23 protein-coding genes and 1 tRNA gene are annotated in these 23,979 nt (G+C 70.9%); 9 read left to right on the forward strand and 15 right to left on the reverse strand.

The genetic code is table 11. The annotated features are described in order from the left end of the window. Positions 1-9: 9 nt before the first annotated feature. Entirely contained in the window at positions 10-603 is a 594-nt protein-coding gene (locus I8N67_RS15445; protein WP_200303668.1) for a TetR/AcrR family transcriptional regulator, read from the forward strand. A 176-nt stretch (positions 604-779) separates the two neighbouring features. Here the strand turns inward: I8N67_RS15445 and I8N67_RS15450 are convergent, their stop codons facing one another. From I8N67_RS15450 to I8N67_RS15485, 8 genes are all read right to left on the reverse strand, one after another. Further along, positions 780-2,003 carry an acyl-CoA dehydrogenase family protein gene (locus I8N67_RS15450; RefSeq protein WP_200303669.1) on the reverse strand — a complete coding sequence of 408 codons (1,224 nt, stop codon included), beginning with the start codon at positions 2,001-2,003 and terminating at the stop codon, positions 780-782. Between the two features lie 6 nt (positions 2,004-2,009). Then, on the reverse strand, positions 2,010-3,053 hold the full coding sequence (locus I8N67_RS15455) for a phosphotransferase family protein (protein WP_200303670.1): 1,044 nt from the start codon (positions 3,051-3,053) through the stop codon (positions 2,010-2,012). A gap of 233 nt (positions 3,054-3,286) precedes the next feature. Further along, a complete protein-coding gene (locus I8N67_RS15460; RefSeq protein ID WP_200303671.1) occupies positions 3,287-4,195 on the reverse strand; it encodes an MBL fold metallo-hydrolase in 909 nt (302 codons plus the stop codon). A gap of 140 nt (positions 4,196-4,335) precedes the next feature. After that, entirely contained in the window at positions 4,336-4,632 is a 297-nt protein-coding gene (locus tag I8N67_RS15465; RefSeq protein ID WP_200303672.1) for a hypothetical protein, read from the reverse strand. A gap of 154 nt (positions 4,633-4,786) precedes the next feature. Then, complete coding sequence (locus I8N67_RS15470; protein WP_200303673.1) at positions 4,787-5,110, reverse strand: DUF202 domain-containing protein; 324 nt, start codon at positions 5,108-5,110, stop codon at positions 4,787-4,789. Further along, positions 5,107-5,499, reverse strand: a complete 393-nt coding sequence (locus I8N67_RS15475; protein WP_200303674.1) for a YidH family protein — start codon at positions 5,497-5,499, stop codon at positions 5,107-5,109. The genes I8N67_RS15470 and I8N67_RS15475 overlap by 4 nt, the downstream gene beginning before the upstream one ends. 67 nt (positions 5,500-5,566) lie before the next feature. Next, entirely contained in the window at positions 5,567-6,094 is a 528-nt protein-coding gene (locus tag I8N67_RS15480; protein ID WP_200303675.1) for an NUDIX hydrolase, read from the reverse strand. A 181-nt stretch (positions 6,095-6,275) separates the two neighbouring features. After that, positions 6,276-7,166, reverse strand: coding sequence for a DMT family transporter (locus I8N67_RS15485; RefSeq protein ID WP_200303676.1), 891 nt, complete (start codon positions 7,164-7,166; stop codon positions 6,276-6,278). A gap of 246 nt (positions 7,167-7,412) precedes the next feature. On the opposite strand from I8N67_RS15485, the gene I8N67_RS15490 reads away from it, so the two are divergent. From I8N67_RS15490 to I8N67_RS15500, 3 genes are all read left to right on the forward strand, one after another. Continuing rightward, positions 7,413-9,068 carry an FAD-binding dehydrogenase gene (locus tag I8N67_RS15490; RefSeq protein WP_200303677.1) on the forward strand — a complete coding sequence of 552 codons (1,656 nt, stop codon included), beginning with the start codon at positions 7,413-7,415 and terminating at the stop codon, positions 9,066-9,068. Between the two features lie 81 nt (positions 9,069-9,149). After that, a complete protein-coding gene (locus tag I8N67_RS15495) occupies positions 9,150-9,917 on the forward strand; it encodes a molybdopterin-dependent oxidoreductase (protein ID WP_200303678.1) in 768 nt (255 codons plus the stop codon). After that, entirely contained in the window at positions 9,901-10,524 is a 624-nt protein-coding gene (locus tag I8N67_RS15500; RefSeq protein ID WP_200303679.1) for a cytochrome b/b6 domain-containing protein, read from the forward strand. The genes I8N67_RS15495 and I8N67_RS15500 overlap by 17 nt, the downstream gene beginning before the upstream one ends. Positions 10,525-10,545: 21 nt before the next feature. Here I8N67_RS15500 and I8N67_RS15505 read toward each other — a convergent pair whose 3' ends face one another. Both I8N67_RS15505 and I8N67_RS15510 read right to left on the reverse strand, forming a co-directional pair. After that, on the reverse strand, positions 10,546-11,943 hold the full coding sequence (locus I8N67_RS15505) for a GntT/GntP/DsdX family permease (protein WP_200303680.1): 1,398 nt from the start codon (positions 11,941-11,943) through the stop codon (positions 10,546-10,548). 66 nt (positions 11,944-12,009) lie between these two features. Beyond that, positions 12,010-12,525 (reverse strand): gluconokinase, encoded by a 516-nt coding sequence (locus I8N67_RS15510; protein WP_200303681.1) that lies wholly within the window; start codon positions 12,523-12,525, stop codon positions 12,010-12,012. A 142-nt stretch (positions 12,526-12,667) separates the two neighbouring features. Between I8N67_RS15510 and I8N67_RS15515 the strand changes: the two genes are divergently transcribed. Continuing rightward, positions 12,668-13,393: a FadR/GntR family transcriptional regulator gene (locus I8N67_RS15515; protein ID WP_200303682.1), complete on the forward strand. Its 726-nt coding sequence runs from the start codon at positions 12,668-12,670 to the stop codon at positions 13,391-13,393. A gap of 1 nt (position 13,394) precedes the next feature. Here the strand turns inward: I8N67_RS15515 and I8N67_RS15520 are convergent, their stop codons facing one another. From I8N67_RS15520 to I8N67_RS15535, 4 genes are all read right to left on the reverse strand, one after another. Then, positions 13,395-13,841, reverse strand: coding sequence for a YchJ family protein (locus tag I8N67_RS15520; RefSeq protein ID WP_200303683.1), 447 nt, complete (start codon positions 13,839-13,841; stop codon positions 13,395-13,397). Between the two features lie 32 nt (positions 13,842-13,873). Continuing rightward, entirely contained in the window at positions 13,874-15,256 is a 1,383-nt protein-coding gene (locus I8N67_RS15525) for a M1 family metallopeptidase (RefSeq protein WP_200303684.1), read from the reverse strand. A 65-nt stretch (positions 15,257-15,321) separates the two neighbouring features. Next, positions 15,322-19,188 (reverse strand): Pls/PosA family non-ribosomal peptide synthetase, encoded by a 3,867-nt coding sequence (locus tag I8N67_RS15530; protein ID WP_200303685.1) that lies wholly within the window; start codon positions 19,186-19,188, stop codon positions 15,322-15,324. Positions 19,189-19,470: 282 nt separating this feature from the next. Then, positions 19,471-19,555: transfer RNA gene (locus I8N67_RS15535), tRNA-Leu, on the reverse strand. Positions 19,556-19,754: 199 nt separating this feature from the next. On the opposite strand from I8N67_RS15535, the gene I8N67_RS15540 reads away from it, so the two are divergent. From I8N67_RS15540 to I8N67_RS44210, 3 genes are all read left to right on the forward strand, one after another. Further along, a complete protein-coding gene (locus I8N67_RS15540; RefSeq protein WP_200303686.1) occupies positions 19,755-21,080 on the forward strand; it encodes a M20/M25/M40 family metallo-hydrolase in 1,326 nt (441 codons plus the stop codon). A 218-nt stretch (positions 21,081-21,298) separates the two neighbouring features. Beyond that, positions 21,299-21,532: a chaplin ChpH gene (gene chpH / locus I8N67_RS15545; RefSeq protein ID WP_200303687.1), complete on the forward strand. Its 234-nt coding sequence runs from the start codon at positions 21,299-21,301 to the stop codon at positions 21,530-21,532. A 133-nt stretch (positions 21,533-21,665) separates the two neighbouring features. Further along, complete coding sequence (locus I8N67_RS44210) at positions 21,666-22,844, forward strand: chaplin (RefSeq protein WP_200303688.1); 1,179 nt, start codon at positions 21,666-21,668, stop codon at positions 22,842-22,844. Positions 22,845-22,926: 82 nt separating this feature from the next. On the opposite strand, the gene I8N67_RS15555 is transcribed toward I8N67_RS44210, so the two are convergent. Further along, positions 22,927-23,115, reverse strand: coding sequence for a DUF5703 family protein (locus I8N67_RS15555; RefSeq protein WP_200303689.1), 189 nt, complete (start codon positions 23,113-23,115; stop codon positions 22,927-22,929). A gap of 48 nt (positions 23,116-23,163) precedes the next feature. On the opposite strand from I8N67_RS15555, the gene I8N67_RS15560 reads away from it, so the two are divergent. Further along, positions 23,164-23,859 (forward strand): hypothetical protein, encoded by a 696-nt coding sequence (locus I8N67_RS15560; protein WP_200303690.1) that lies wholly within the window; start codon positions 23,164-23,166, stop codon positions 23,857-23,859. The last annotated feature ends 120 nt before the right edge of the window (positions 23,860-23,979 follow it).

Below are 23,979 nucleotides of genomic sequence, written 5' to 3' on the forward strand. Positions count from 1 at the left end.
GTGGCGGCAGTGCCCAGGACCACGGACGGGGACGGTACCCCCGTCCCGCAGCGGCTGCTGGCCGCCGCCACCCGCCTCTTCGCCGAGCGGGGCTACGACCGCACCTCCGTGCAGGAGATCGTCGAGGCGGCCGGCGTCACCAAGGGCGCGCTCTACCACTACTTCGGCTCGAAGGACGACCTGCTGCACGAGGTGTACGCCCGCGTACTGCGCGTTCAGCAGGAGAGACTGGACGCCTTCGCGGGGGCGGACGCGCCGATCGAGGAGCGGCTGCGGGGTGCCGCCGCCGATGTCGTCGTCACCACCATCGACAACCTCGACGACGCGATGATCTTCTTCCGCTCCATGCACCACCTGAGCCCCGAGAAGAACAAGCAGGTCCGCGCGGAGCGCCGCCGCTACCACGAGCGTTTCCGCGCGCTGATCGAAGAGGGGCAGGAGTCCGGCGTCTTCTCCAAGGCGACCCCCGCGGACCTGGTCGTCGACTACCACTTCGGCTCAGTCCACCACCTCTCCACCTGGTACAGCCCCAACGGCCCCATGCCCCCCCAAGAGGTAGCCGACCACCTGGCCGACCTCCTCCTACGAGCGCTGCGCCCCTAAAAACGAAAAGCAGGGGCGCAGCCCCTGCTTTTCGTTTTTAGGGGCGCGGGGAACTGCGCGACAAGCCCCCACCGAACCGGCAGCCGAAATCCGGGGTCGAAGGGGCAGCGCCCCTGGATGGGGGAGGGACGGGCAGGGGCGGCGGGGGCGAAACCCCCAACCGCCCGCCCCGCGCGTCACACGTACTTCTTCAACTCCCGCCGAGCCAACGACCGCTGATGCACCTCATCCGGCCCGTCCGCGATCATCAGCGTCCGCGCCCCCGCATAGAGATCCGCCAACGGATAGTCCTGACTCACCCCACCCGCCCCGTGCAACTGAATGGCCCGATCGATGATGTCCACCACCGCCCGAGGCGTAGCGATCTTGATCGCCTGAATCTCGGTGTGCGCCCCCCGGTTACCCACCGTGTCCATCATCCACGCGGTCTTCAGCACCAACAGCCGCAGCTGCTCCACAGCCACCCGCGCGTCGGCGATCCAGTTGTGCACAACCCCCTGCTGGGCCAGCGCCTTGCCGAAGGCCTCCCGCGCCACCGCCCGCCGGCACATCAGCTCGATCGCCCGCTCGGCCATACCGATCAGCCGCATGCAGTGATGAATCCGCCCGGGACCCAGCCGAGCCTGAGCGATGGCGAAGCCACCCCCCACCTCGCCGATGAGATTCGACGCCGGCACGCGAGCGTGGTCGAAGACCACCTCGGCATGCCCGCCGTGGTAGTGGTCCTCGTACCCGAAGACCTTCATGGCACGCTTCACGGTGACCCCGGGCGTGTCGCGCGGGACCAGGATCATCGACTGCTGACGGCGGATGTCGGCGCCGTCCGGGTCCGTCTTGCCCATCACGATGAAGATCTGGCAGTCGGGGTTCATGGCCCCGGAGATGTACCACTTGCGTCCGGTGACGACGTACTCGTCCGTGCCGTCGTCGGCCCGCTCGATCAGCGTGGTGATGTTGGTGGCGTCGGACGACGCCACCTCCGGCTCGGTCATCGCGAAGGCTGACCGGATCTCACCGGCGAGCAGCGGCTCCAGCCACTGCTTCTTCTGCGCCGCGTCGCCGAACTGCGTCAGCACCTCCATGTTCCCGGTGTCGGGCGCCGCGCAGTTCAGCGCGGTGGGCGCCAGATGCGGGGAACGCCCGGTGATCTCGGCGAGCGGCGCGTACTGCAGGTTGGTGAGCCCGGCCCCGTACTCGGAGTCGGGGAGAAACAGGTTCCACAGCCCCTGCCTGCGGGCCTCGGCCTTCAGCTCCTCCACCACGGCCGGCGTGTCCCACGGCGAGGCCAGCGCCGCCCGCTGCTCCTCGGCGACGGCCTCGGCCGGGTAGACGTACTCGTCCATGAAGGCGAGGAGCTTGGCGCGCAGCTCCTCCGTACGGGCGTCGAATGCGAAATCCATGGTGGATCAGCCCTCCTGGGAGCCGGCGCGAAGAGTCGTCAGGCCGTGTTCGATGAAGACGGGGACCAGGTCGCCGATGCGGTCGAAGCCGCGGCCGACCGTCTGCCCGAGCGTGTACCGGTAGTGGATGCCCTCCAGGATCACGGCGAGCTTGAACCAGGCGAACGCGGTGTACCAGGACACGGCGGACACATCGCGGCCCGAGCGGGCCGCGTACCGCTCGATGATCTCGGCCGGATCCGGGTGCCCGGCGGCCGCCGCGGTGGTGGAGACCGGGGAGTCGGGCGTTTCGAGCGGCACGCTGTACATCACCAGCAGGCCCAGGTCGGTGAGCGGATCACCGAGCGTGGACATCTCCCAGTCGAGGATCGCCCTGATCCGGTCGTCGTCACCCAGCAGCACGTTGTCGAGCCGGTAGTCGCCGTGCACGACGGTCGGGGCGGGGGAGTGGGGCAGCTGGCGGCCGAGGGCCGCGTGCAGCTCGTCGATGCCGGCCAGCTCGCGGTTGCGCGACGCGTCCAACTGCTTGCCCCAGCGCCGCAGTTGCCGGTCCAGGAAGCCCTCCGGGCGCCCGAAGTCGGCGAGGCCCACCTCGGCGGGGTCCACCGCGTGCAGCTCGACGAGGGTGTCGACCAGGCCCAGCACGGCGGCCCGGGTGCGCTCCGGGCCGAGCGGGGCCAGCTGCTCGGCCGTGCGGTAGGGGGTGCCCTCGACGAAGTCCATGACGTAGAAGGGCGCGCCGAGCACGGCCCCGTTCTCGGGGTTCTCGCAGAGCAGCACCGGACGCGGCACCGGTACGACCGTCGGGTGCAGGGCGCTGATCACCCGGTGCTCGCGCTTCATGTCGTGCGCGGTCGCCAGCACATGGCCCAGCGGCGGCCGCCGTACGACCCACTTCGCGGCGCCGTCCGTGACCTCGTACGTCAGGTTGGACCGCCCGCCCTCGATCAGCCGGCCGGTGAGCGGACCGCCCACGAGTCCGGGCCGCTCGGCGTCGAGCAGGGCGCGGAGCCGGTCGGGGTCGAGACCTGGCGGGTGGTCTGGGTGCATCTTCGCTCCTACACGCGGGTTGACCGGGCCGGACCCGACCATGATGCCGACCGGTCGGTATGTCGTCCAGTGGGCAGGGTCAAAGTGACCGGGGTCTCGACGAGATCCGGCCGTACGGCCGGATCCGTCTTCCGCGTCTTCCGCGTCTTCCGCGTCTTCCGCGTCTTCCGCGTCTTCCGCGTCTTCCGCGTCTTCCGCGTTTTCCTCAATGGGGCCGGTGGTGCCTCCGCGTGTCAGGCGTGGCAGGTCATCATCTCTCCGCCGTTGATGGTCGCCATGTCCATGAAGCCGGCGAACGGGTCCACGCCCTCACCCTCGGGTTCCCCGTCCAGCTCGGCGTAGGCCCGGCGCAGGTTCGCCACCAGCCGCTCGCTCTCGCGCAGTTCGGCGAACTCCCCGAGGTCGGTCTGCCGGGCCGCCTCCAGCGGCGTGAGCCCGGACGCGTGGGACTTCTCGGCGACATCGGCCACGAACCGGATGTACCGCTCGGCCCGGTCGAACGCGGCGGGGTCGGTGACCGGCCCGTGCCCCGGTACGACGGTCTCGGCGCCCAGCTCCCGCAGCATCTCCAGGGCCCGCAGCGAGCCGCTCAGCGAACCCATCAGGAAGAACGGCGTCCCGCCCTCGAAGACCAGGTCCCCGGTGAACACGATCCGGCGGTGCGGCAGCCAGACGAAGGAGTCGCCCACGGTGTGCGAGATGCCCGGGTGGATCACCTCGGCCTCGATGTCGCCCACATGCAGGGTCGTACGGTCCGTGAATGTCATGTCGGCGCCCATGATGGGAACGTCCCCGAAGTCGGTCTGCGGCCAGAGCGGGTGCAGATGCTGTCCGCTGGCCAGCGCCTCGCGACGGCAGGCCGCGTGCGAGACGATCGTGGCCGGCATGAACTCCTTGTTGCCGTACGTGTGGTCCCCGTGGTGATGGGTGTTGACCAGGAGCCCCGGCCCCGGGACCGCCGTGTCCTCAAGGGCCCGGGACAGCGCACGCGCCCGCCGCTCGGTCGCCGCGGTGTCCACGAGCAGGGTGCTCGCGCCGTCACTCACCCATCCGGCGTTGTTCAGACACCATCCCCCGTCCGGTTGCACATACGCGTACACGTCCTCGGCCAACTCCACCGTGTACGGCTCGCCTGCGGTCATGGGGGGCTCCCTGGGGTCGTCGCCAACTGATGTGCAGAGCCTGCCAGTCGGCGACGATCCGCAGGAAACCGGGGTATACGGAAACGGCGCGGGTGGTGGCGCCGCCGCCGGCCGTCAGCGCTGCGGCCGTCGGGGAGCCGTCAGTGGTCGTCCCAGTGTCCGTCGTGCGCGGCGTGCCGGTGACCGTCGTGCACGAAGTCCATGTGGTCCCCGTGCGGGACCGTCTCGTGCCCGCAGCCGTCGCCGTGCTCGTGGGTGTGCCCGTTGTGCGCGGTGTGCCAGCGGGGCTCGCACTCGTCCCAGTGCCCGGAGTGCTCGCGGTGCAGGTGCCCGTCGTGCGCGTAGTCGGTGTGGTCGCCGTGCCGTACGGCGGTGTGTCCGCAGGTGGGACCGTGGGCGTGGTCGTGGACGGGGTGTTCCTGGTGCAGGGTGGTCATCGTGCTCGCCTTCGGTGGTGCGGGGGTGACCTGTCCAGGCTAGGCATAGAAGTCCCGGTTATTCCTTTTTGAAACTCCAAGGACATCCCAAGGCTTGCCCGGCCTCGGTCGGCCCGGTCGCTGCCCGTCGCCCCTCGGGCTCCCCGCCGGAGTCTCAGAGCACCAGGACCGCCCCGCACACCGCGAGGGCGATCGTGCACAGGACGGCCGCCGCGGCGATCCGGGGTGTGAGGACGAGCGGGCGGGCGGCCACCAGGTCGTGGATACGGCGGTGGGCGAGCCCCAGGAAGCCCAGCCACAGCACCGCGCAGAGCGCTCCGGCAACCGCTCCGGCCGCCGACGGCCCGCCGTGCAGCGCGGACTTCGCGGCGAGTACGGCGACCGCGGCGCCGGTGAGGGTCGTACGGCGCCAGGCGAGCCGGGTCCGCTCGGGCTGGAGGCCGGGGTCCCGCTCGACGGCGTCGGGCCGAGGGGTCATCCTTCCCACCCGAGCAGGACGACCACCACCATGGCGATCGCGACGACGGCCACCACCAGGCCCAGCACCGCCGGGAAGCGTGAGACCGGCAGGTCCTCCCCGCGCCGCATCGCCCGCTCGCACCGCACCCAGTGGTTGACCGCCCGGAACGCGCACAGCACCCCCGCCGCGAGCAGTGCGAGAGCCAGCCCTACGCGCCAGCCCCAGCGCAGATCCGGCAGGAACTGGTCCACCGCGAAGCCGCCGCCGATCAGCGCGAGCGCGGTCCGCAGCCAGGCCAGGAAGGTCCGCTCGTTCGCCAGCGAGAACCGGTAGTCGGGCGTCGCGCCTTCCTCCCGGATCTCCTCCGGCATGAACCAGAGCCGGACGTTCCGTATAAATTCGATCACGTACAGGACATTACCGGTCGGTTCGTCGCGCGGTCGCGGCCGCGCCTCAGGGCCCGGTCCCCCGGCGTCACCCCACCTCCCGAAGCACGCCCCGAACCCCTCGCAACCGCTCCCACGCCGCCACTCCGTCCGGCACCCACTCCCACTCGCCCAGCCGCCGCTCGACCTCGGCCTCCGCCAGGAACCCGTGCCAGGCGACCTCCTCGGCCTGCGGGTCCACCGGCAGCTCGCAGCGGACCTCGTACACGGCCGACCACCACGTCCGCCCGGACCCGTCGTCGTACAGGAACTTGAGGAGCGGGGCCGGCCTCGGCAGGCCGGAGACGCCCAGCTCCTCCTGGGCCTCCCGCAGCGCCGCGTCGTCGTAGGACTCGCCCGCGCCGACGACGCCACCCACGAACATGTCGTACAAGGACGGGAAGATCAGCTTCGTGGCCGTACGGCGATGGACGAAGATCCGCCCCTCGGCGTCCCGCGCCAGGACGAACACGGCCCGATGCCGCATCCCCCGCGCGTACACCTCCCCACGCGGGGCCTGCCCGATGACCTGGTCGTTCTCGTCCACGATGTCAAGAATCTCGTCGGCGGCGCTCATACGTACATCCAAGCGCTCCCGGCGCCCCCGAGGGCGAAACGCACGGGGCGCGGCTCCTGCTTTTCAGGGGTGCGGGGAACTGCGCGACAAGCCCCCACCGGACCCGTAGTCGCCGAACGACCCGAATCCCCGCGCTATCGGGCGAAGAAGCCGAGGCAGCGCGCGGGCAGGCGCGCACACCTCACCCCCGCTGCAGCTCGACCGCCCGCACCCTGGCGGAGCCACCCGGCATCGCGGGGTGCATGCCGAGCAGAACCACCCCGACGACGACCCCCACGAGCCCCGCCGCCTCCCACGCGAGCGCACCCGCGTCCATGCGCAGCCGGTCCCCGAGGAACCCCACCCCGCACGCGATCCCCGCCAGCGGCTGCGCGGCGGTGAGTGCGGGCAGGGACATCCGCAGCGGGCCGGCCTCGAAGGCGCTCTGTACGAGCAGCAGCCCGGTCACCCCGATGAGCACCACCCCGTACGGCTGCCACGAGGTGAGCAGCCCGCCCCAGCCGCCCCCGGCGAACAGCTGCCCGCTGACCCGGGTGAGCGCGTCCTGGACGCCGTAGAGGAGCCCGGCCGCCACGGCCAGCAGGACGGGCGCGGCGCTCAGCCGGGACCGCTTCGCGTAGGCCGTGAGCAGGAACGCCAGCCCCAGCATCACGCCGATGATCAGCCACTGCCGGAAGGACCCGCCGGTCGCGGCGCCGCCCCGCGGCTGTCCGGCGACTATGAACGCGGTGACCCCGCCCGCGAGCAGGACGAGCCCGGCCCAGCCCTGGCGGCCCAGCGGCTGCCGGGTCTGCCTACGGGAGAGGGCGAGCGCGAAGAGGAGATTGGTGGCGAGCAGCGGCTCCACCAGGGTGACCTCGCCCTGGCTGAGCGCGACCGCGCCCAGGGCCATGCCGCACACCATCAGCCCGATCCCGCCGAGCCAGCGCGGCACCCGGATCAGGTCGAGGAGCAGTCGGGGCGAGAGGAAGTCGCTCAGCGGGGCGTGCGCTGCGGCCTGCTGCTGAAGGACGAAACCGAAACCCAGACAGCAGGCTGCGCTCACGGCAAGGATCAGGACGAGAACCGACACGCGGGGTACCTCGGGTGATCGACAGGGGACAAAAGGGACAAGGTGTCTGTCCTCGGGACTCTAGCCACCCGGCCGTGGGCTGTCCGTAAGAGGAGACACATCCGGGCAGTTGACTAGGTCACTTCCGTGCCGAAGGATCTGATGCCAAAGCTGCTGACCGGTCAGTAACAAAGCGCCGGGCGGCGCCCGGCCTGCCCTGGCCCGCCGCCCCCGCTCGCCTGACTCGTTCCCGAGAGGACGTCCTCCATGTCGTACGACGCAGATGTGATCGTGATCGGGGCGGGCCTCGCGGGGCTCGCGGCGACCGCGGAGCTCGTCGACGCGGGCCGCAAGGTGATCCTCCTCGACCAGGAACCGGAGCAGTCGATCGGCGGCCAGGCCCACTGGTCCTTCGGCGGACTCTTCTTCGTCGACTCGCCCGAGCAGCGCCGCCTGCGGATCAAGGACAGCCACGCCCTCGCCCTCCAGGACTGGATGGGCACGGCCGCCTTCGACCGCGAGGAGGACCACTGGCCGCGCAAGTGGGCCGAGGCGTACGTCGACTTCGCGGCCGGCGAGAAGCGGTCCTGGCTGCACCAGCAGGGCGTCCGGTTCTTCCCGGTGGTCGGCTGGGCCGAGCGCGGCGGCTACGACGCCAACGGACACGGCAACTCCGTCCCGCGCTTCCACATCACCTGGGGCACCGGCCCCGGCCTCGTCGCACCCTTCGAGCGGCGGGTACGGGAAGGCGTGGCCCGGGGCCTGGTCCAGCTGAAGTTCCGGCACCGCGTGACCGGCCTCTCGCGCGGCTCGGGCGCCGTCGACACGGTCACCGGCCAGATCCTCGAACCCTCGAAGATCGAGCGCGGCCAGGCCAGCGGCCGCAACGTCACCGGCGCCTTCGAACTGAAGGCCCAGGCCGTGATCGTCACCTCCGGCGGCATCGGCGGCAACCACGACCTCGTCCGCGCCAACTGGCCGGAGCGCCTCGGCAGCCCCCCGGAGAAGATGATCTCCGGCGTGCCCGCGCACGTCGACGGCAAGATGCTCGCCATCGCCGAGGAAACGGGCGCGCGCCTGATCAACCGCGACCGCATGTGGCACTACACCGAGGGCATCCAGAACTGGAACCCCGTCTGGGAGAACCACGGCATCCGCGTCCTGCCCGGCCCGTCCTCGCTCTGGCTCGACGCGCGCGGCAAGCGACTGCCCGTCCCGCTCTTCCCCGGCTTCGACACCCTCGGCACCCTCGAACACATCATGAAGACCGGGTACGACTACACCTGGTTCGTGCTCGACCAGAAGATCATCGGCAAGGAGTTCGCGCTCTCCGGCTCCGAGCAGAACCCCGACCTGACCGGCAAGTCCATCAAGGACGTCTTCATCCGGGCCCGCGCGGACGTGCCCGGCCCGGTGAAGGCCTTCATGGACAACGGCGTCGACTTCGTGGTCGAGAAGGACCTCGGCTCCCTGGTCCGCGGCATGAACGCGCTCACCAAGGAACCGCTGATCGACGAGGCCGAACTGCGCCGCGAGATCGTCTCCCGGGACCGTGAGGTCGCCAACCCCTTCACCAAGGACCTCCAGATCATGTCGATCCGGGGCGCCCGCAACTACCTCGGCGACAAGCTCATCCGCACCGCCGCCCCGCACCGCATCCTCGACCCCAAGGCCGGCCCCCTCATCGCCGTCCGCCTCAACATCCTCACCCGCAAGACCCTCGGCGGCCTGGAGACCGACCTGTCGTCCCGCGTGCTGACCGAGGGCGGCGACCCGCTGGACGGTGTGTACGCGGCGGGCGAGGCCGCCGGCTTCGGCGGCGGCGGCGTCCACGGCTACCGCTCCCTGGAGGGCACGTTCCTCGGCGGCTGCCTGTTCTCCGGCCGTACGGCGGGCCGGGCGGCGGCGAAGGCGACGGCCTGAGGCCCTCGCAGAAGTGACGGAATCCTGACGAACATCCGCCAACCCTGGCCTGACCGGGGTGGCGGATGTTCGAATCAGTGGGTGAACCCTGAACATCCCGAAGCGCGGGAAGCACCGCCGGAGCACCCCGAGGACAGGGAACCGGAACGCGGCGCTCCCATCGGCCGCCGGATCCTCCTCGGCACCCTCGGTCTCGGCGCCCTGGGCGTGGTCTCCGCGCCCGTCCTCCAGCGCGGTCTGGAGGGGTTCCTCGGCGAGGCGGCCCAGAAGGACCCCACCGGCCTGACCGGACTGCTCCCCAACGGCGGCGGCTTCCGCTACTACTCGGTGACGTCGTCCGTCCCCCGCAAGAACGCGAAGAACTACCGCCTCACCGTCGGCGGCCTGGTCGACAAGCAGGCCTCGTACACCCTCGCCGACCTGCGGGCCCTCCCCCAGACCCGGATGGTGGAGGACGTCCAGTGCGTCACGGGCTGGCGCGTCCCCGACACCCCCTTCGAGGGCGTACGGCTCTCCGCGCTGCTGGACGCGGCCGGGGTGCGCTCCTCGGCCGGCGCGGTCCGCTTCACCTGCTTCGACGGGGCGTACACCGAGAGCCTCACGCTGGAGCAGGCCCGCCGCGCGGACGTCCTCGTGGCCCTCCGCATGCAGGACAAGGACATCAGCCACAACCACGGCGGCCCGGTACGCCTCTATGTCGCCCCCATGTACTTCTACAAGTCGGCCAAGTGGCTCTCCGGCATCGAGGTCACGGAGAAGGTCGAGCCCGGCTACTGGGAAGAGCGGGGCTACGACATCGACGCGTGGGTGGGCCGATCGAACGGGCGGGACGATGAACCAACGACTTGAGGAGCCACCCGTTCAGGCGGAGGCCCGTGTCCGGCGCTTCACCCCCGCCGAACGCTGGATCCACCGCACGACGGCCGTACTGATGGGCATCTGCGTGGCGACGGCCGCCTGCCTCTACGTCCCCGCGCTCGCCGAACTGGTCGGCCGCCGGGCCCTGTTGGTGACGGTCCACAAGTGGACGGGCCTGCTCCTGCCCATCCCGGTCCTCGCGGGCCTCGCCTCCCGGGCCTTCCGCGCGGACGTCGGCCGGCTGAACCGCTGGGGCGCGCACGACCGCGTCTGGCTCCGTGCCGCGCGCCGCCGTGCTCCCGGTCCGCGCCCAGCCGCCAAGTTCAACGCCGGCCAGAAGCTCTACGCCTCCTGGATCGCCGGCGCCACCCTCGTCATGCTCGCCACCGGCCTCATGATGTGGTTCACCCACCTCACCCCCCTGATGTGGCGCACCAGCGCGACCTTCGTCCACGACTGGCTGGCCCTGACGATCGGCATCGTCCTGGCCGGCCACATCGGGATGGCCCTGGGGGACCCGGAGGCCAGGCGGGGACTGCGGACGGGCTCGGTGAGCCGGGAGTGGGCGGACCGGGAGCATCCGCTGTGGCGTCCGTAGCGCCACCGCCCTCTCCCGCTCCTAAATGATCAAGGACAGCAGCAGCACGATCGCCCCCGCCACCACGGAGATGATCGTCTCCATCACCGACCAGGTCTTGATGGTCTGCCCGACGCTCATCCCGAAGTACTCCTTGACCATCCAGAACCCGGCGTCGTTGACATGGCTGAAGAAGAGCGAGCCGGCGCCGATGGCGAGGACGAGCAGGGCCGTGTGGGTGGTCGACATGTCCGCGGCGAGGGGGGCGACCAGCCCGGCCGCCGAGATCGTGGCGACCGTGGCCGAACCCGTCGCGAGCCGGATCGCCACCGCGATCAGCCAGGCCAGGACGAGTGCGGGGATCGACCAGTCCTCGGAGATCTCCAGGATCATCTGTCCGACACCGGAGTCGATGAGGGTCTGCTTGAACCCGCCACCGGCACCGACGATCAGCAGGATCCCGGCGATCGGCGCGAGGGAGGTCTCGACCGTCGAGGACAGCCGCCCCTTGCTGAACCCGGCCGCCCGGCCCAGCGTGAACATGCCCACGATGACGGCCGCGAGCAGCGCGATCAGCGGTGAGCCGGCGACGTCGAAGACCCGCTGGACCATGTTCTCGGGGTCGTCCACGATGATGTCGACCAGCGCCTTGGCCAGCATCAGCACCACCGGCAGCAGCACGGTTGCGATGGTGGCGCCGAACCCGGGCCGCTTCTCCAGCTCCTCCGAGGCCCGCACCGCAACCATGCGCTCGGGCACCGGCACGTCCACCCAGCGGGCCGCGTACTTCGAGAACAGCGGCCCGGCGATGATCACGGTCGGTATCGCGACGACCAGGCCGAGCGCCAGCGTGACGCCCAGGTTGGCGTTCACCGCGTCGATCGCGACCAGCGGGCCGGGGTGCGGCGGGATCAGCCCGTGCATGACGGACAGACCGGCGAGGGCCGGGATGCCGATGCGCATCAGCGAGTAGTTGCCGCGCTTGGCGACCATCAGCACCACCGGGATCAGCAGCACGATCCCGACCTCGAAGAACAGCGGCAGCCCGATCACGGAGGCGATCAGCACCATCGCCCACGGCATCGCCCGTCCGCTCGCCCTCGCGAGGATCGTGTCGACGACCTGGTCGGCGCCCCCGGAGTCCGCCAGCAGCTTGCCGAGGATCGCGCCCAGCGCGATGAGGACGCCCACTCCGGCCACGGTCGACCCGAGTCCGGTGGTGAAGCTGACGATCGCCTTGTCGAGCGGCGCCCCGGCGAACGCGCCCAGCGCGAGCGAGCCGATGGTCAGCGCCAGGAAGGCATGCACCTTGAACCTGGTGATGAGCAGGACGATGACGGCGATGCCCGCCAGGACGGCGATGCCCAGATGAGCGTGGACCGCCGAGGTGATCGGCTCGACGGGGTCCGCTGCCAGCATCTCGACGTTGAGTCTGGTCACGGTGAATGAATCCTTGTGTGGAAGGGGGGAGTTGGTGAGAAGGAGGAGCTGGAAGAGACAGGAGGCCTACGACACCCGGTCGAGGCCTCGCAGCGCGGCGACCGCCCGCTCGGCGATCTCCGTGGGCTCGCCCGAGACACCGACCGAGACACCCGCCTCGTCCGCCTCCAGCGGTTGCAGCGTGGCGAACTGTGAGTCGAGCAGCGCGGTGGGCATGAAGTGCCCCTGCCGGTGGGACATCCGGTCCTCGACGAGCGTGCGGTCGCCGGAGAGGTGCACGAAGACGATCCCGGGCGCGGCCGCCCGCAGCCGGTCCCGGTAGGCGCGCTTGAGCGCCGAGCAGCTGACCACCCCGCCGAGCCCGTCCCGGCCGTGGGCCCACGCGCCGATGGCGTCCAGCCACGGCCACCGGTCCGTGTCGTCCAGCGGAGTCCCGGCCGACATCTTGGCGATGTTGGCCTCGGGGTGGAAGTCGTCGCCCTCGGCGTACGGAACGCCGAGCCGGGCCGCGAGCAGGGGACCGATGGTGGTCTTCCCGGTGCCTGCCACGCCCATCACCACGACGACATGGGGGGTACGCATCGCTACCTCACCGTCTTCGTCGACATCTGAGACGTCACCCGACGTCGACGACACTGAAACCCATTAGATACGACTAATTCAAGCCCCTGACCCAAATAAGTCTGACTTTTTGTTCCCGCTCCCCTCCTCGTACCCTGACCCCATGAGCACACCGGGCCGAGGGCTGCACGGCCGAGTACTGGAGACCCTCGGACCGGCGATCACCGCGGGCGAGTACCCGCCGGGAAGCGTGCTGCGCACGGACGAACTCGCCCAGACCTTCGAGGTGTCCCGCTCGGTGATGCGGGAGGCGGTGCGCGTGCTGGAGTCCATGCACCTGGTCGAGTCCCGCCGCCGCGTCGGCGTGATCGTCCGCCCGGCCGCCGAATGGAACGTCTACGACCCCCAGGTCATCCGCTGGCGGCTGGCCGGCGCCGACCGCCCCCGCCAGCTCCGCTCACTGACCGTCCTGCGCTCCGCCGTGGAGCCGATCGCCGCGGGCCTCGCCGCGCGCCACGCCACGGCCGAGCAGTGCGCCGAGATCACGGAGTGCGCGATCGGCATGGTCGCCCACTCACGCGGCCACAAGCTGGAGGGCTACCTCCACCACGACGTGGCCTTCCACCGCCTGATCCTCAACGCCTCCGGCAACGAGATGTTCGCCCGCCTCGGCGACGTCGTCGAAGAAGTCCTCGCCGGCCGCACTCACCACGCCGTCATGTTCGACGACCCCGACCCCGCCGCCGTGACCCTCCACGTCCAGGTCGCCGAAGCCATCCGCGAACACGACGCCCCCCGAGCCGAAGAGCTGACCCGCGAGATCACCGAGGGCGCCCTCCAGGAACTGGACATCCTGGCCCCCAACGGCCACTTCACGGCCTCCGGTTGACCTAAGCCAGGAACTCCCCGTCCACGTAGACCCAGGCCCCGTCCACCCGCTCGAACCGGCTCCGTTCATGCATCGAGCCGCCCCGGAAGGAGGCGCGGAAGGTGACCGTTCCGGTGGTGTGGAAGGGCGTGCCGGCGTGGGTGTCGAGGATGTCGAGGCCGGTCCAGCGCATGGTCGTGTCGAAGTCGACGCCGACGGGCCGTGTCCGGGGATGCCAGGTGCGCAGGAGGTACGCCTCGTCGTGGACCACGAAGGCGCTGTAGCGGGACCGCATCAGGGCCTCGGCGGTCGGCGCGGCGGCGGCGCCGATGGAGAGGTAGCGGCCGCAGCAGGCCTCGTACGCCTCGGGCAGCCCGCAGGGGCAGGTGCGAGGAGCCTGCGAAGCGGGCGAAGGGTTCGTCGAACGGCTCTTCGACCTGGTCCTGGAGCTGCTGCGGCGCGACGACATGGCTGCCATTGTGCCCGCCCCAGGCTCCGCGGCTACGCGGAACCCGCGTTCGTGGGCGGATACGGCGGCCGTGCCGGGAGGGCGCCGCCCGAGGGGGACGGCAGCGGCGGCAGCGCGGTCTCGTGCAGCCACGCCCGGAACAGGCCGTCCAGCGGACCGTCCGCGAACCGCCCGGCATGCGCGGTGAACGCCGTCGTCGTGACGGCGCCACCACGGTGCACGGTCGCCCAGCCGCGCAGCATACGGAAGAAGGCGTCGTCGCCGAGGGCACAGCGCACGGCGTGCACGGTCAGACCGCCGCGCTCGTAGAGGCGGTCATCGAACATCAGTTTGCGGCCGGGATCGGCCAGCCGCAGATCCTGGGGGAGCGCGGAGAGCTTCCGGTGCGCGGCGGCGGCCAGTTGCTGAGCCGTACGGCCGCCCGAGCGCTCCGACCACAGCCACTCGGAGTACTTGGCGAACCCCTCGTTCAGCCAGATGTGCCGCCAGTCGGCGATGGACACACTGTTGCCGAACCACTGGTGGGCCAGCTCGTGCGCGACGAGCCGCTCCGAACCCCGTGCCCCGTCCACATGGTTGGCGCCGAACAGCGACAACCCCTGTGCCTCGACCGGGACATCGAGCTCCTCCTCGGTCACCACCACCGCGTACTCACCGAACGGGTACGGCCCGAACAGCTCCTCGAACAGCTCCATCATGGCCGGCTGCCGCGCGAAGTCCCGCGAGAACTCCGCAAGCAGCTGCGCCGGGATGTGCCCGTGCTGCGGCACGCCACCGGGACGCGGGTCGCCCAGCAGCACCGTCTGGTACTTGCCGATCGACAGCCCGACCAGATAGCTCGACGTCGGCGCCGCCTGCTCGTACACCCAGGTCGTCGTGGACGCCTTCGCCGTACGGGTGAGCATCCGCCCGCCCGCCACCACCTGGTACGCCGACGGCGTCGTGATCGATATCTGGTACGACGCCTTGTCGGCGGGCCGGTCGTTGCACGGATACCAGGACGGCGCCCCGACCGGCTGGCTCGCCACCAGCGCCCCGTCGGTCAGCTCCTCCCAACCGAGCCCGCCCCAGGGGCTGTTCACCGGCTTGGGATTGCCCGACCAGTGGACCTCGACGGTGAACGCGGCCCCCGCCCGGATCGGCTTGGCGGGGCGGATACGCAGCCTGCCGCCCCGATGGGTGTAGTGCGGCACCCGGCCGTCCACCCGGACCCGGCCGATCTTGAAGTCGGCCAGGTTCAGCTGGAACTCGGCGACCGAGGCCCGGCCCGCTATGGCGTTGAGCCGCGCGGTGCCGGCCAGCCGGTTCGGACCCGGGCGGTAATCCACAGCCAGCTCGTACCGATGCACCCGGTAACGGGAATCACCGTTCGCCGGGAAATACGGGTCCGGACCCACTGTCTGCTGAACCGCCACTGCCGCTTCTGCTCCCCGCTCCGCACTCGTACGACGTCCATCGTCCCCCGAAGCGGCGAAAGCGCCTATCGGCGCCATGCTTCGATCGGGTTGCCCAGCCACCGGGTGTCGTCGGGAACGGACTCCGCTGCCATGACCAGCGACGCCGGACCCAGGGTGGTACGGGCCCCGACCACACTGCCGGGCAGGACGATTCCGCCCGGGCCCAGTGTGGCGCCCTCACGGAGTTCAACAGTATCCGTCCGCAAGATCCGGTCGTGGAAGAGGTGGGTCTGCAGCACGCACCCCCGATTCACCGTGGCCCCGTCGCCCAGCGTGACGAGATCCGTCTCGGGCAGCCAGTAGCTCTCCAGCCACACCCCCTCGCCGATCCTCGCGCCCAGCCCGCGCAGCCACAGGTTCAGCACCGGCGTACCGGGCACCGACCCGGCCAGCCACGGCACGGCCAGCACCTCCACGAAGGTGTCCGCCAGCTCGTTGCGCCACACGAAACCGCTCCACAGCGGATGCTCACCACTGCGGTGCCGCCCCACGAGGAGCCACTTCGCGACGATCGACAGCACACCTCCGACCGCCCCCGCACCCAGCAGCACGACCCCGCCGAGCAGCCAGGCCCAGCCGCCCAGCGCGCTCAGCGCCGCCACGGTCAGCAGCGCGAGGCCCGCCGAGCAGAACACCGGCACGATCCGGCACAGCTCCACCAGGGCCCGCGCCCACAGCAGCCCCGCGGACGGCTCGTACGTCAGGCTCTGGTCGCCGCCGGCCGCCGACCGGGGCAGTTTCACCGGCGGCAGCCCCAGATACGAACTGCCCTTCTTGGCCTTCTTCGGCGTCGCCGACAGCACACCCACCAGACCGCCGTCCGGCACGGAACGCCCCGGCGCGGTCATCCCGGAGTTCCCGAGGAACGCCCGCCGCCCGATCTCCGCCCGCCCGATCCGCAGCCAGCCACCGCCCAGCTCGTACGGCGCGGTCAGCGTGTCGTCCGCGAGGAACGCCCCGTCCCCGACCGTCGTCAGACTCGGCAGCGCCAACACGGTCGACACCTCCGCGCCCCGCCCGATCCGCATGCCGAGCAGCCGCAGCCACACCGGCGTCACCAGCCCGGCGTACAGCGGGAACAGCGTCTGCCGCGACCGGTCCATCAGCTGCGTCACCGTCCACGCCTGCCACCCGACCCGGCTGTGCGTGGGATGCGCACCCTCCCGCAGCCGCAGACTCAGCAGCCGTACGGCGACGAGCAGCAGCAGCGCGTACACCGCCCCGAACGCCAGCGTGGCGGGCACCAGCCCGAGCACCGCATCCCGCAGCGCCTCACCGAGCCCGGCAGCCGGGTCCACGAACAGGCTCACCACAGCCAGCGCGGCCACCAGGGCCAGCAGCGGCAGCGCGGTCAGCCCGACCCCGCTCACGCCGTACGACGCCCGCCACAACAGGCCCCGCCGCGGCCGCTCCTCGGGCCAGTTCCGCTTCGCCTTGCCCAGCTTGACCGCCGGCGCCCCCGCCCAGCGCTGCCCGGTCGGGATCTGCCCGGCGACCGCCGACCCCGGCGCCACCTCGGCACGCTTGCCGACCCTGGCCCCCGGCAACAGCATGCTCCGCGTCCCGACCACCGCACCGGCGCCCACCTTGACGGGCCCGATCTCCAGCCGGTCCCCGTCGAGCCAGTACCCGCACAGGTCCACCTCGGACTCCACGGCCGCGCCCCGCCCGAGCTTGAGCATCCCGGTCACCGGCGGCAACGCGTGCAGATCGACATCGGCCCCGACCTTGGCGCCCAGCGCCCGCGCGTACCGCTCCAGCCAGGCCCCGGTCAGCGACGTCGCCCCGCTGAACTCGGCCAACCGCTCGGCCGCCCACAGCCGCAGATGCACGCTCCCGCCGCGCGGATACCGGCCTGGCCCGACCCCGCGCAGCAGCAGCCGCGCCCCGCCGGCCGCGATCGCGAGCCGCCCCGGCGGGCTGAAGAACAGCACCGCCCCGGCCGCGACGGCCCACCAGGGCGCGGTCGGCAGCCAGGCGTACGGCGTGAGCAGATTCCCGACCGCAGCCAGCGGGACGATCCACCGCAGCCCGAGCAGGGTGAACAGCGGGACGAGGAGCAGCACCTGGACGACCCCCGCGCGCACCGGCACGGGTGCCACCGTCCGCCGGGGACCCTCCTCCCCGCCCGACTCCTCCAGATACCGGGCCAGCTTCCGCAGGGTGGGCCGCTGGTAGATGTCCACCACGGCGACGCTCGGATACCGGGTGCGCAACCGCGTCGTCAGCTGGGCGGCGGCCAGGCTGCCCCCGCCGATCGCGAAGAAGTCGTCGGCCGCGCCGCCGACCGGGATGCCCAGCACCTCGGCCCACTGTTCGGCCAGCCACGCCTCGGTCCCGTACAACTGCTCGGCGGGCCCGCTCGTCTCAAGCTCCGCCAGCGGCCACGGCAGCGCGTCCCGGTCGACCTTCCCCGACGTGCGGGTCGGCAGCTCCGTCACCGGCGCCAGCAACGGCACCAACGCAGCCGGCAGCCCGGCCCGCAACTTCTCGACGGCCGCCGCCTGGTCCCACCCGTCCTGGGTGACCACATACCCGACGAGCAGCTGATTCCCGCTCCGCGCGGTGCGTACGGCGGCCGCGGCGCCCGCGACCCCGGGCAGCGCCTGCAACGCGGCGTCGACCTCCCCGAGCTCGATCCGCCGCCCACCGAGCTTGATCTGTTCGTCGGCCCGCCCGAGGAAGACCAGCCCCTCGGGCTCGGCCTTCACCAGGTCACCACTGCGGTAGGCCCGCTCCCAGCCCAGCGACTCCAGCGGCGCGTACTTCTCCGCGTCCTTCTCGGCATCCAGATAGCGCGCGAGCCCGACCCCGCCGATCACGAGCTGTCCACTGCCGCCCATCGGCACCGGCTCCCCGGCCTCGTCGACGACGGCCAGCTCCCACCCGTCGAGCGGCAGCCCGATCCGAATGGGTTCCGCACCGGACATGAGCGAGGCACAGGCGACCACAGTCGCCTCGGTCGGCCCGTACGTGTTCCAGACCTCGCGCCCCTCCGTCACCAGCCGCTGCGCCAGCTCCGGCGGGCAGGCCTCACCACCGAAGATCAGCAGCCGTACGTCGTTGAGCGTCTCGGGCTCCCACAGCGCGGCCAGCGTCGGCACGGTCGACACGACGCTGATGTCCTGCTCGACCAGCCAGGGCCCGAGGTCGGCACCGCTCCTGACCTGGGAGCGCGGCACCGGCACCAGACAGGCCCCGTACCGCCAGGCCAGCCACATCTCCTCGCAGGAGGCGTCGAAGGCCACCGAAAGACCGGCCATCACCCGGTCCCCGGGCCCGATCGGCTCCTCGGTGAGGAACAGCTCCGCCTCGGCGTCCACGAACGCGGCGGCGCTGCGGTGGCTCACGGCCACACCCTTGGGCTTCCCGGTCGACCCGGAGGTGAAGATGATCCACGCGTCGTGCTCGATGCCGGGCCGCGCGGCGGGGGAGTCGGACCTCTCGGCGACGGTGAACCCGTGCCCGGCCCCGACGACCGCCCGCACCTCCGCCTCCCCGAACACCAGCTCGGCCCGCTCATCGGGGTCCTCGGCGTCCACCGGCACATAGGCGGCCCCGGCGGCCAGCACCGCGAGGATCGCCACATACAGATCATTGGTCCCCGACGGCACCCGCACCCCGACCCGGTCGCCGAGCCCGACCCCCGCCCCGGCCAGCTTCCGCCGCAGGTTCTCGACCTCGACGGCCAGCGCACGATACGTGAGCCTGCGGTGCCCGTCGTCCAGCGCGGGCTCGTCGGGACATGACCGTACGGTCGCCTCGAAGACGTCGACGAGTGTGCGGGGCGAGGCCGCCGGCCCCGCCGAGAAACGAGCCGCCCCGTCGAGTCCCTCCGTCAGCTCTCCGTCGAGCAGCGCGAGGTCAGGACTTTCGTATACGGCGGCCATCGGATCCTCGCCTCTCGAACCCGGACCATCCGGGGGCACCGACGGACCCGCAGGTCTGCCTGGGGATATTTCCGTATCGGCACCGAACAAGCCCAATACTCTAGTGCTCGGGTGACTACGGCCTGTCGTGCCGACCAAGCGGAGGCATCCGCCGGGCGACCCACAGGGGTGGCGACGCCCGCCGTGACCTGGGGTTTTCCTCGCCCGGAGAGACGTCTCCCACATTCGTCGGCATTAACGCGCGAAGGCCGCGACCTGTTGGTCGCGGCCTTCGCCACTGTGTGTCCGAGGGGGGACTTGAACCCCCACGCCCGATAAAGGGCACTAGCACCTCAAGCTAGCGCGTCTGCCATTCCGCCACCCGGACAAGGTGTCTGTCGTGCGGGGTTTCCCTCGCGGCGACGGAGAAAACATTACCAGGCTTTCCGGGGCCCTCGATCACACCCCGTTCCCTCGGCAGCCGGGCGTGAACGGCTTGTGACGGGCCGGTCCCGGTCTTGGGGCGGGGGGCGGGGCAGGAGGAGGATGAGGGGGAACCATCAGCAGCGACAGCGGGAGGAAGCAGCGTGAGCGAGACGGACACGGGCAGGCGCGTGACCGGCGAGGACGAGGTCGTCGACCTCTGCCGCGAGCTGATCCAGATCGACACCAGCAACTTCGGCGACAACTCGGGCCCCGGCGAGCGCAAGGCCGCCGAGTACGTCGCCGAGAAGCTCGCCGAGGTGGGTCTCGAACCGAAGATCTTCGAGTCGCACCCGGGCCGCGCCTCCACGGTGGCCCGGATCGAGGGCGAGGACCCGTCCCGGCCCGCGCTGCTCATCCACGGCCACACCGACGTCGTACCGGCCAACGCGGCGGACTGGACCCACCACCCCTTCTCCGGCGAGGTCGCGGACGGCTGTGTGTGGGGCCGGGGCGCGGTCGACATGAAGGACATGGACGCGATGACGCTGGCGGTCGTGCGCGACCGGCTGCGCAGCGGCCGCAAGCCCCCGCGCGACATCGTGCTCGCCTTCCTCGCGGACGAGGAGGCCGGCGGCACGTACGGCGCGAAGCATCTTGTCAAGAACCACCCCGGTCTCTTCGAGGGCGTCACCGAGGCGATCAGCGAGGTCGGCGGGTTCTCGTTCACCGTGAGCGAGCGGCGGCGGCTCTATCTGATCCAGACGGCCGAGAAGGGCATGCACTGGATGAAGCTGACCGTGGCCGGCACCGCCGGGCACGGGTCGATGATCCACCGGGACAACGCCATCACCGAACTGTCGGAGGCCGTCGCACGGCTCGGCCGCCACCAGTTCCCGGTGCGGGTCACCAAGACCACCCGGGCCTTCCTCGACGAACTCGGCGACGCGCTCGGCACGGATCTGGACCCGGAGAACATGGAGGGCACCCTCGCCAGGCTCGGCGGCATCGCCAAGCTGATCGGCGCGACCCTCAGCAACACCGCCAACCCCACCCAGCTCGGCGCGGGCTACAAGGTCAACGTCATCCCCGGCGAGGCCACCGCGCACGTCGACGGGCGGTTCCTGCCCGGGTTCGAGGAGGAGTTCCTCGCCGACCTCGACAAGATCCTCGGTCCGAAGGTGCGGCGCGAGGACGTGCACTCCGACAAGGCACTGGAAACCTCCTTCGACGGGGCACTCGTGGACGCCATGCAGTCCGCGCTGATCGCCGAGGACCCGATCGCGAAGGCGGTGCCATACATGCTCTCCGGCGGTACGGACGCCAAGTCCTTCGACGACCTCGGTATTCGCGGCTTCGGGTTCGCGCCGCTCAAGCTGCCGCCGGAGCTGGACTTCGCGGGCATGTTCCACGGCGTCGACGAAAGGGTGCCGGTGGATGGCCTGAAGTTCGGTGTGCGCGTGCTCGACCGTTTCATCGACGCGTCCTGACGGTGCGCGACGGGTCACTGTCCGGCCTCGACCGATCCTGAACCGGCTTTGTTCTGTCCGGAAATGCGTGCTGAAACGAGACTCCAGTAATCGGGAGCGCGTACGAAGACCGACCGGGTCGGGTGAATCGGACCATAAGCTCGTAGCTTCATTACTCCCTCCTCGTTACAGGTGGTGTGACTCGCTACTTGGGGTCACTTTGCCTACAAGGAGGAATAATGATCAAGAAGGTCGTCGCTGCTGCGGCTGCCACCGGTGGTCTGGTGCTCGCGGGTGCGGGTCTGGCCGTCGCCGACGCCGGCGCCCAGGGTGCCGCCGTGCACTCCCCGGGTGTCGCGTCCGGCAACGTCGTCCAGGTGCCGGTTCACGTCCCCGTGAACGTGTGCGGCAACACGATCTCGGTGATCGGGCTGCTGAACCCCGCCTTCGGCAACACCTGCATCAACAAGTGACGTTGTGCCTCACCCGGTGAGGGTCTGAGATAACCGTCGGCCCCGGAGTGCGCGCCATGCACTCCGGGGCCGACTGGTCTCCCGACAAGGCTCGAAAGATCAGAAACATAGGGTTAAGGCAGGTAATTCAGCAATGCGACAGGTCACCCGCAAAAGCATCTTGACGGTGGCGGCCGCGTCCGGGGTGTTCGCCGCCGCCGGCGGTTACGCGCACGCCGACTCCGGCGCGCAGGGCTCCGCCACCAATTCGCCCGGCGTGCTCTCCGGCAACACCGTGCAGGCGCCGGTGGAGGCCGAGGTCAACGTCTGCGGCAACACCGTGAGCGTGGTCGGGCTGCTCAACCCGGCGGCGGGCAACAAGTGTGCCAACGGCGGAGGCGGCGGCAAGCACGCACGCGGTGGTTCGGGGTCCGGCGGTGGCGCCCAGGCCGGCGGTCACGCGAGTGATTCGCCGGGTGTGGCTTCCGGGAACAATGTGCAGGTTCCGGTGGATGTGCCGGTCAACGCGTGCGGCAACAGTGTCAATGTGGTCGGCGTCGGCAATATGGCCGCGGACAACGAGTGTGTCAACGGCGGAGGCGGCGGCCACCACGGCGGCGGTTCGGGTTCGTACGGTGATCCCCAGGCCGGCGGTCACGCGAGTGACTCGCCGGGTGTGGCTTCCGGGAACAATGTGCAGGTTCCGGTGGATGTGCCGGTCAACGCGTGCGGCAACAGTGTCAATGTGGTCGGCGTCGGCAATATGGCCGCGGACAACGAGTGTGTCAACGGCGGAGGCGGCGGCCACCACGGCGGCGGTTCGGGTTCGTACGGTGATCCCCAGGCCGACGGTCACGCGAGTGACTCGCCGGGTGTGGGCTCCGGGAACAACGCGCAGGTTCCGGTGGACGTGCCGGTCAACGCGTGCGGCAACAGCGTCAGCGTCGTCGGACTCGGCAACGGGGTCACGGGCAACGACTGCGGGAACTCGGGCGGCGGAGGGGCGCACGAGAACCCGGGTGGCGGCCCGCAGAACCCGCCGGCCGACTCCGAGGAGACGTCGCCGCAGCAGCCCGGGAAGCCGGGTCAGCCGGGCAAGCCGGGTCAGCCGGGCAAGCCGGGTCAGCCCGGTGAACCGGGCAACCCCGGTGGCGAGGTCCCCGGCGGTGACACCAACAACCAGAAGACGCAGGCCCTCACCCCGCCCGGCGGCGCCGCACAGCTCGCCCACACCGGCGGCGACCTGCCGCTGGGGCTCGCCCTTCCGATGGGCGCGGGCGCACTGCTCGGGGGCGCCCTGATCTACCGCAAGGCACGCGCCGCCGCTCTGTAACCGGGCCGGCGGACCTGAACGGACGGACAGAAACGGAGCGGGCCCCGCACCAGCGGGGCCCGCTCCGTTTTGTTCTGCCCACTCACCACGTGGCGCGCACCTGTCGGATGATCCGTCGGCGCAACCGCACCCTGCGGCTGCCGTCGCGCAGCAGGCTCAGTCGGTCCAACTCCCAGTGTCCGTACTCGGCATGGTCCGTCAGCTGGCGTGTGGCGTCCTTGCGGGAGACCCCGCGCGGTACGTACACGTCGACAAATTCGTATTCCGGCATCGGTATCTATTGTGCGGGCTGGGGCCCGGTACGGATAGCGTCTGCACTATGTCTGATGCTGCGCAGCCCACCGCTGCCGAGGTACGCGCCGCCGCCGAGGCGGTCAAGACCGCGCTCGACCGCCACCTGGCCGCGGTCGAACGCCGGTCGGGGGAGGACGACCCGGCCGTCTACGAAGCGTTCAACGAGCTGGCCGCGGCCGCCGAGGAGTACGACGAACTGCTCTACGACCGCTACGACGAGGTCACTCCCTTCGAGATCCCCGGCACCGAGGAGGTGCTGCCGTACACCGGCCCCGAGGAGCCCAGCGCGCTCAGCGTGCTGATCCGCCGGGACTACACGGTGGCCGAGCCGCAGCGGCTGCTGGCACAGGCCCAGCGGGTGGAGGCCGCGGAGTCGCCTGCGGCGGCGGAGCAGGTGGCGGGCACGGTGCATGGGGCGTTGGGGGTGCTGTTCGGGGAGTTCGAGGCGGACGAGATCGCTTCCCGGCACAAGGAGTTCGGGTTGGAGGAAGGGGACTCCACGCTCTGGGTGACCGCCGCGGAGGATTCGGCGGAGCCGGGGGAGTGGCTGGAGGCGCCCTTCGAGCAGGTGGATCCGCAGCGGGTCGTCTGTCGGTTCGATGTCAGTGCCGTCTTCGACGACGAGCCGGATGACGACGATCTCGATGACGAGGTCGGCCTCGGTCTCGACCCCGAGCTTGATGAGGACGAGGAACTGGAGCCGCTCGACGCGGACCGCTAGCGCGGGGCTTGGGCGGACCGGGGCGCCTGATAGCTCGGGTGGGTCTGTTTGCTCGGCGGCTGCGGGCTGGGTGTGGTTGCTCGCGCCCGCGCGGCGGAGCCGCAAAATTGACACAGCCCC

Origin of the sequence: Streptomyces adelaidensis, assembly GCF_016598475.1 — a bacterium.
Lineage (GTDB): Bacteria > Actinomycetota > Actinomycetes > Streptomycetales > Streptomycetaceae > Streptomyces > Streptomyces adelaidensis.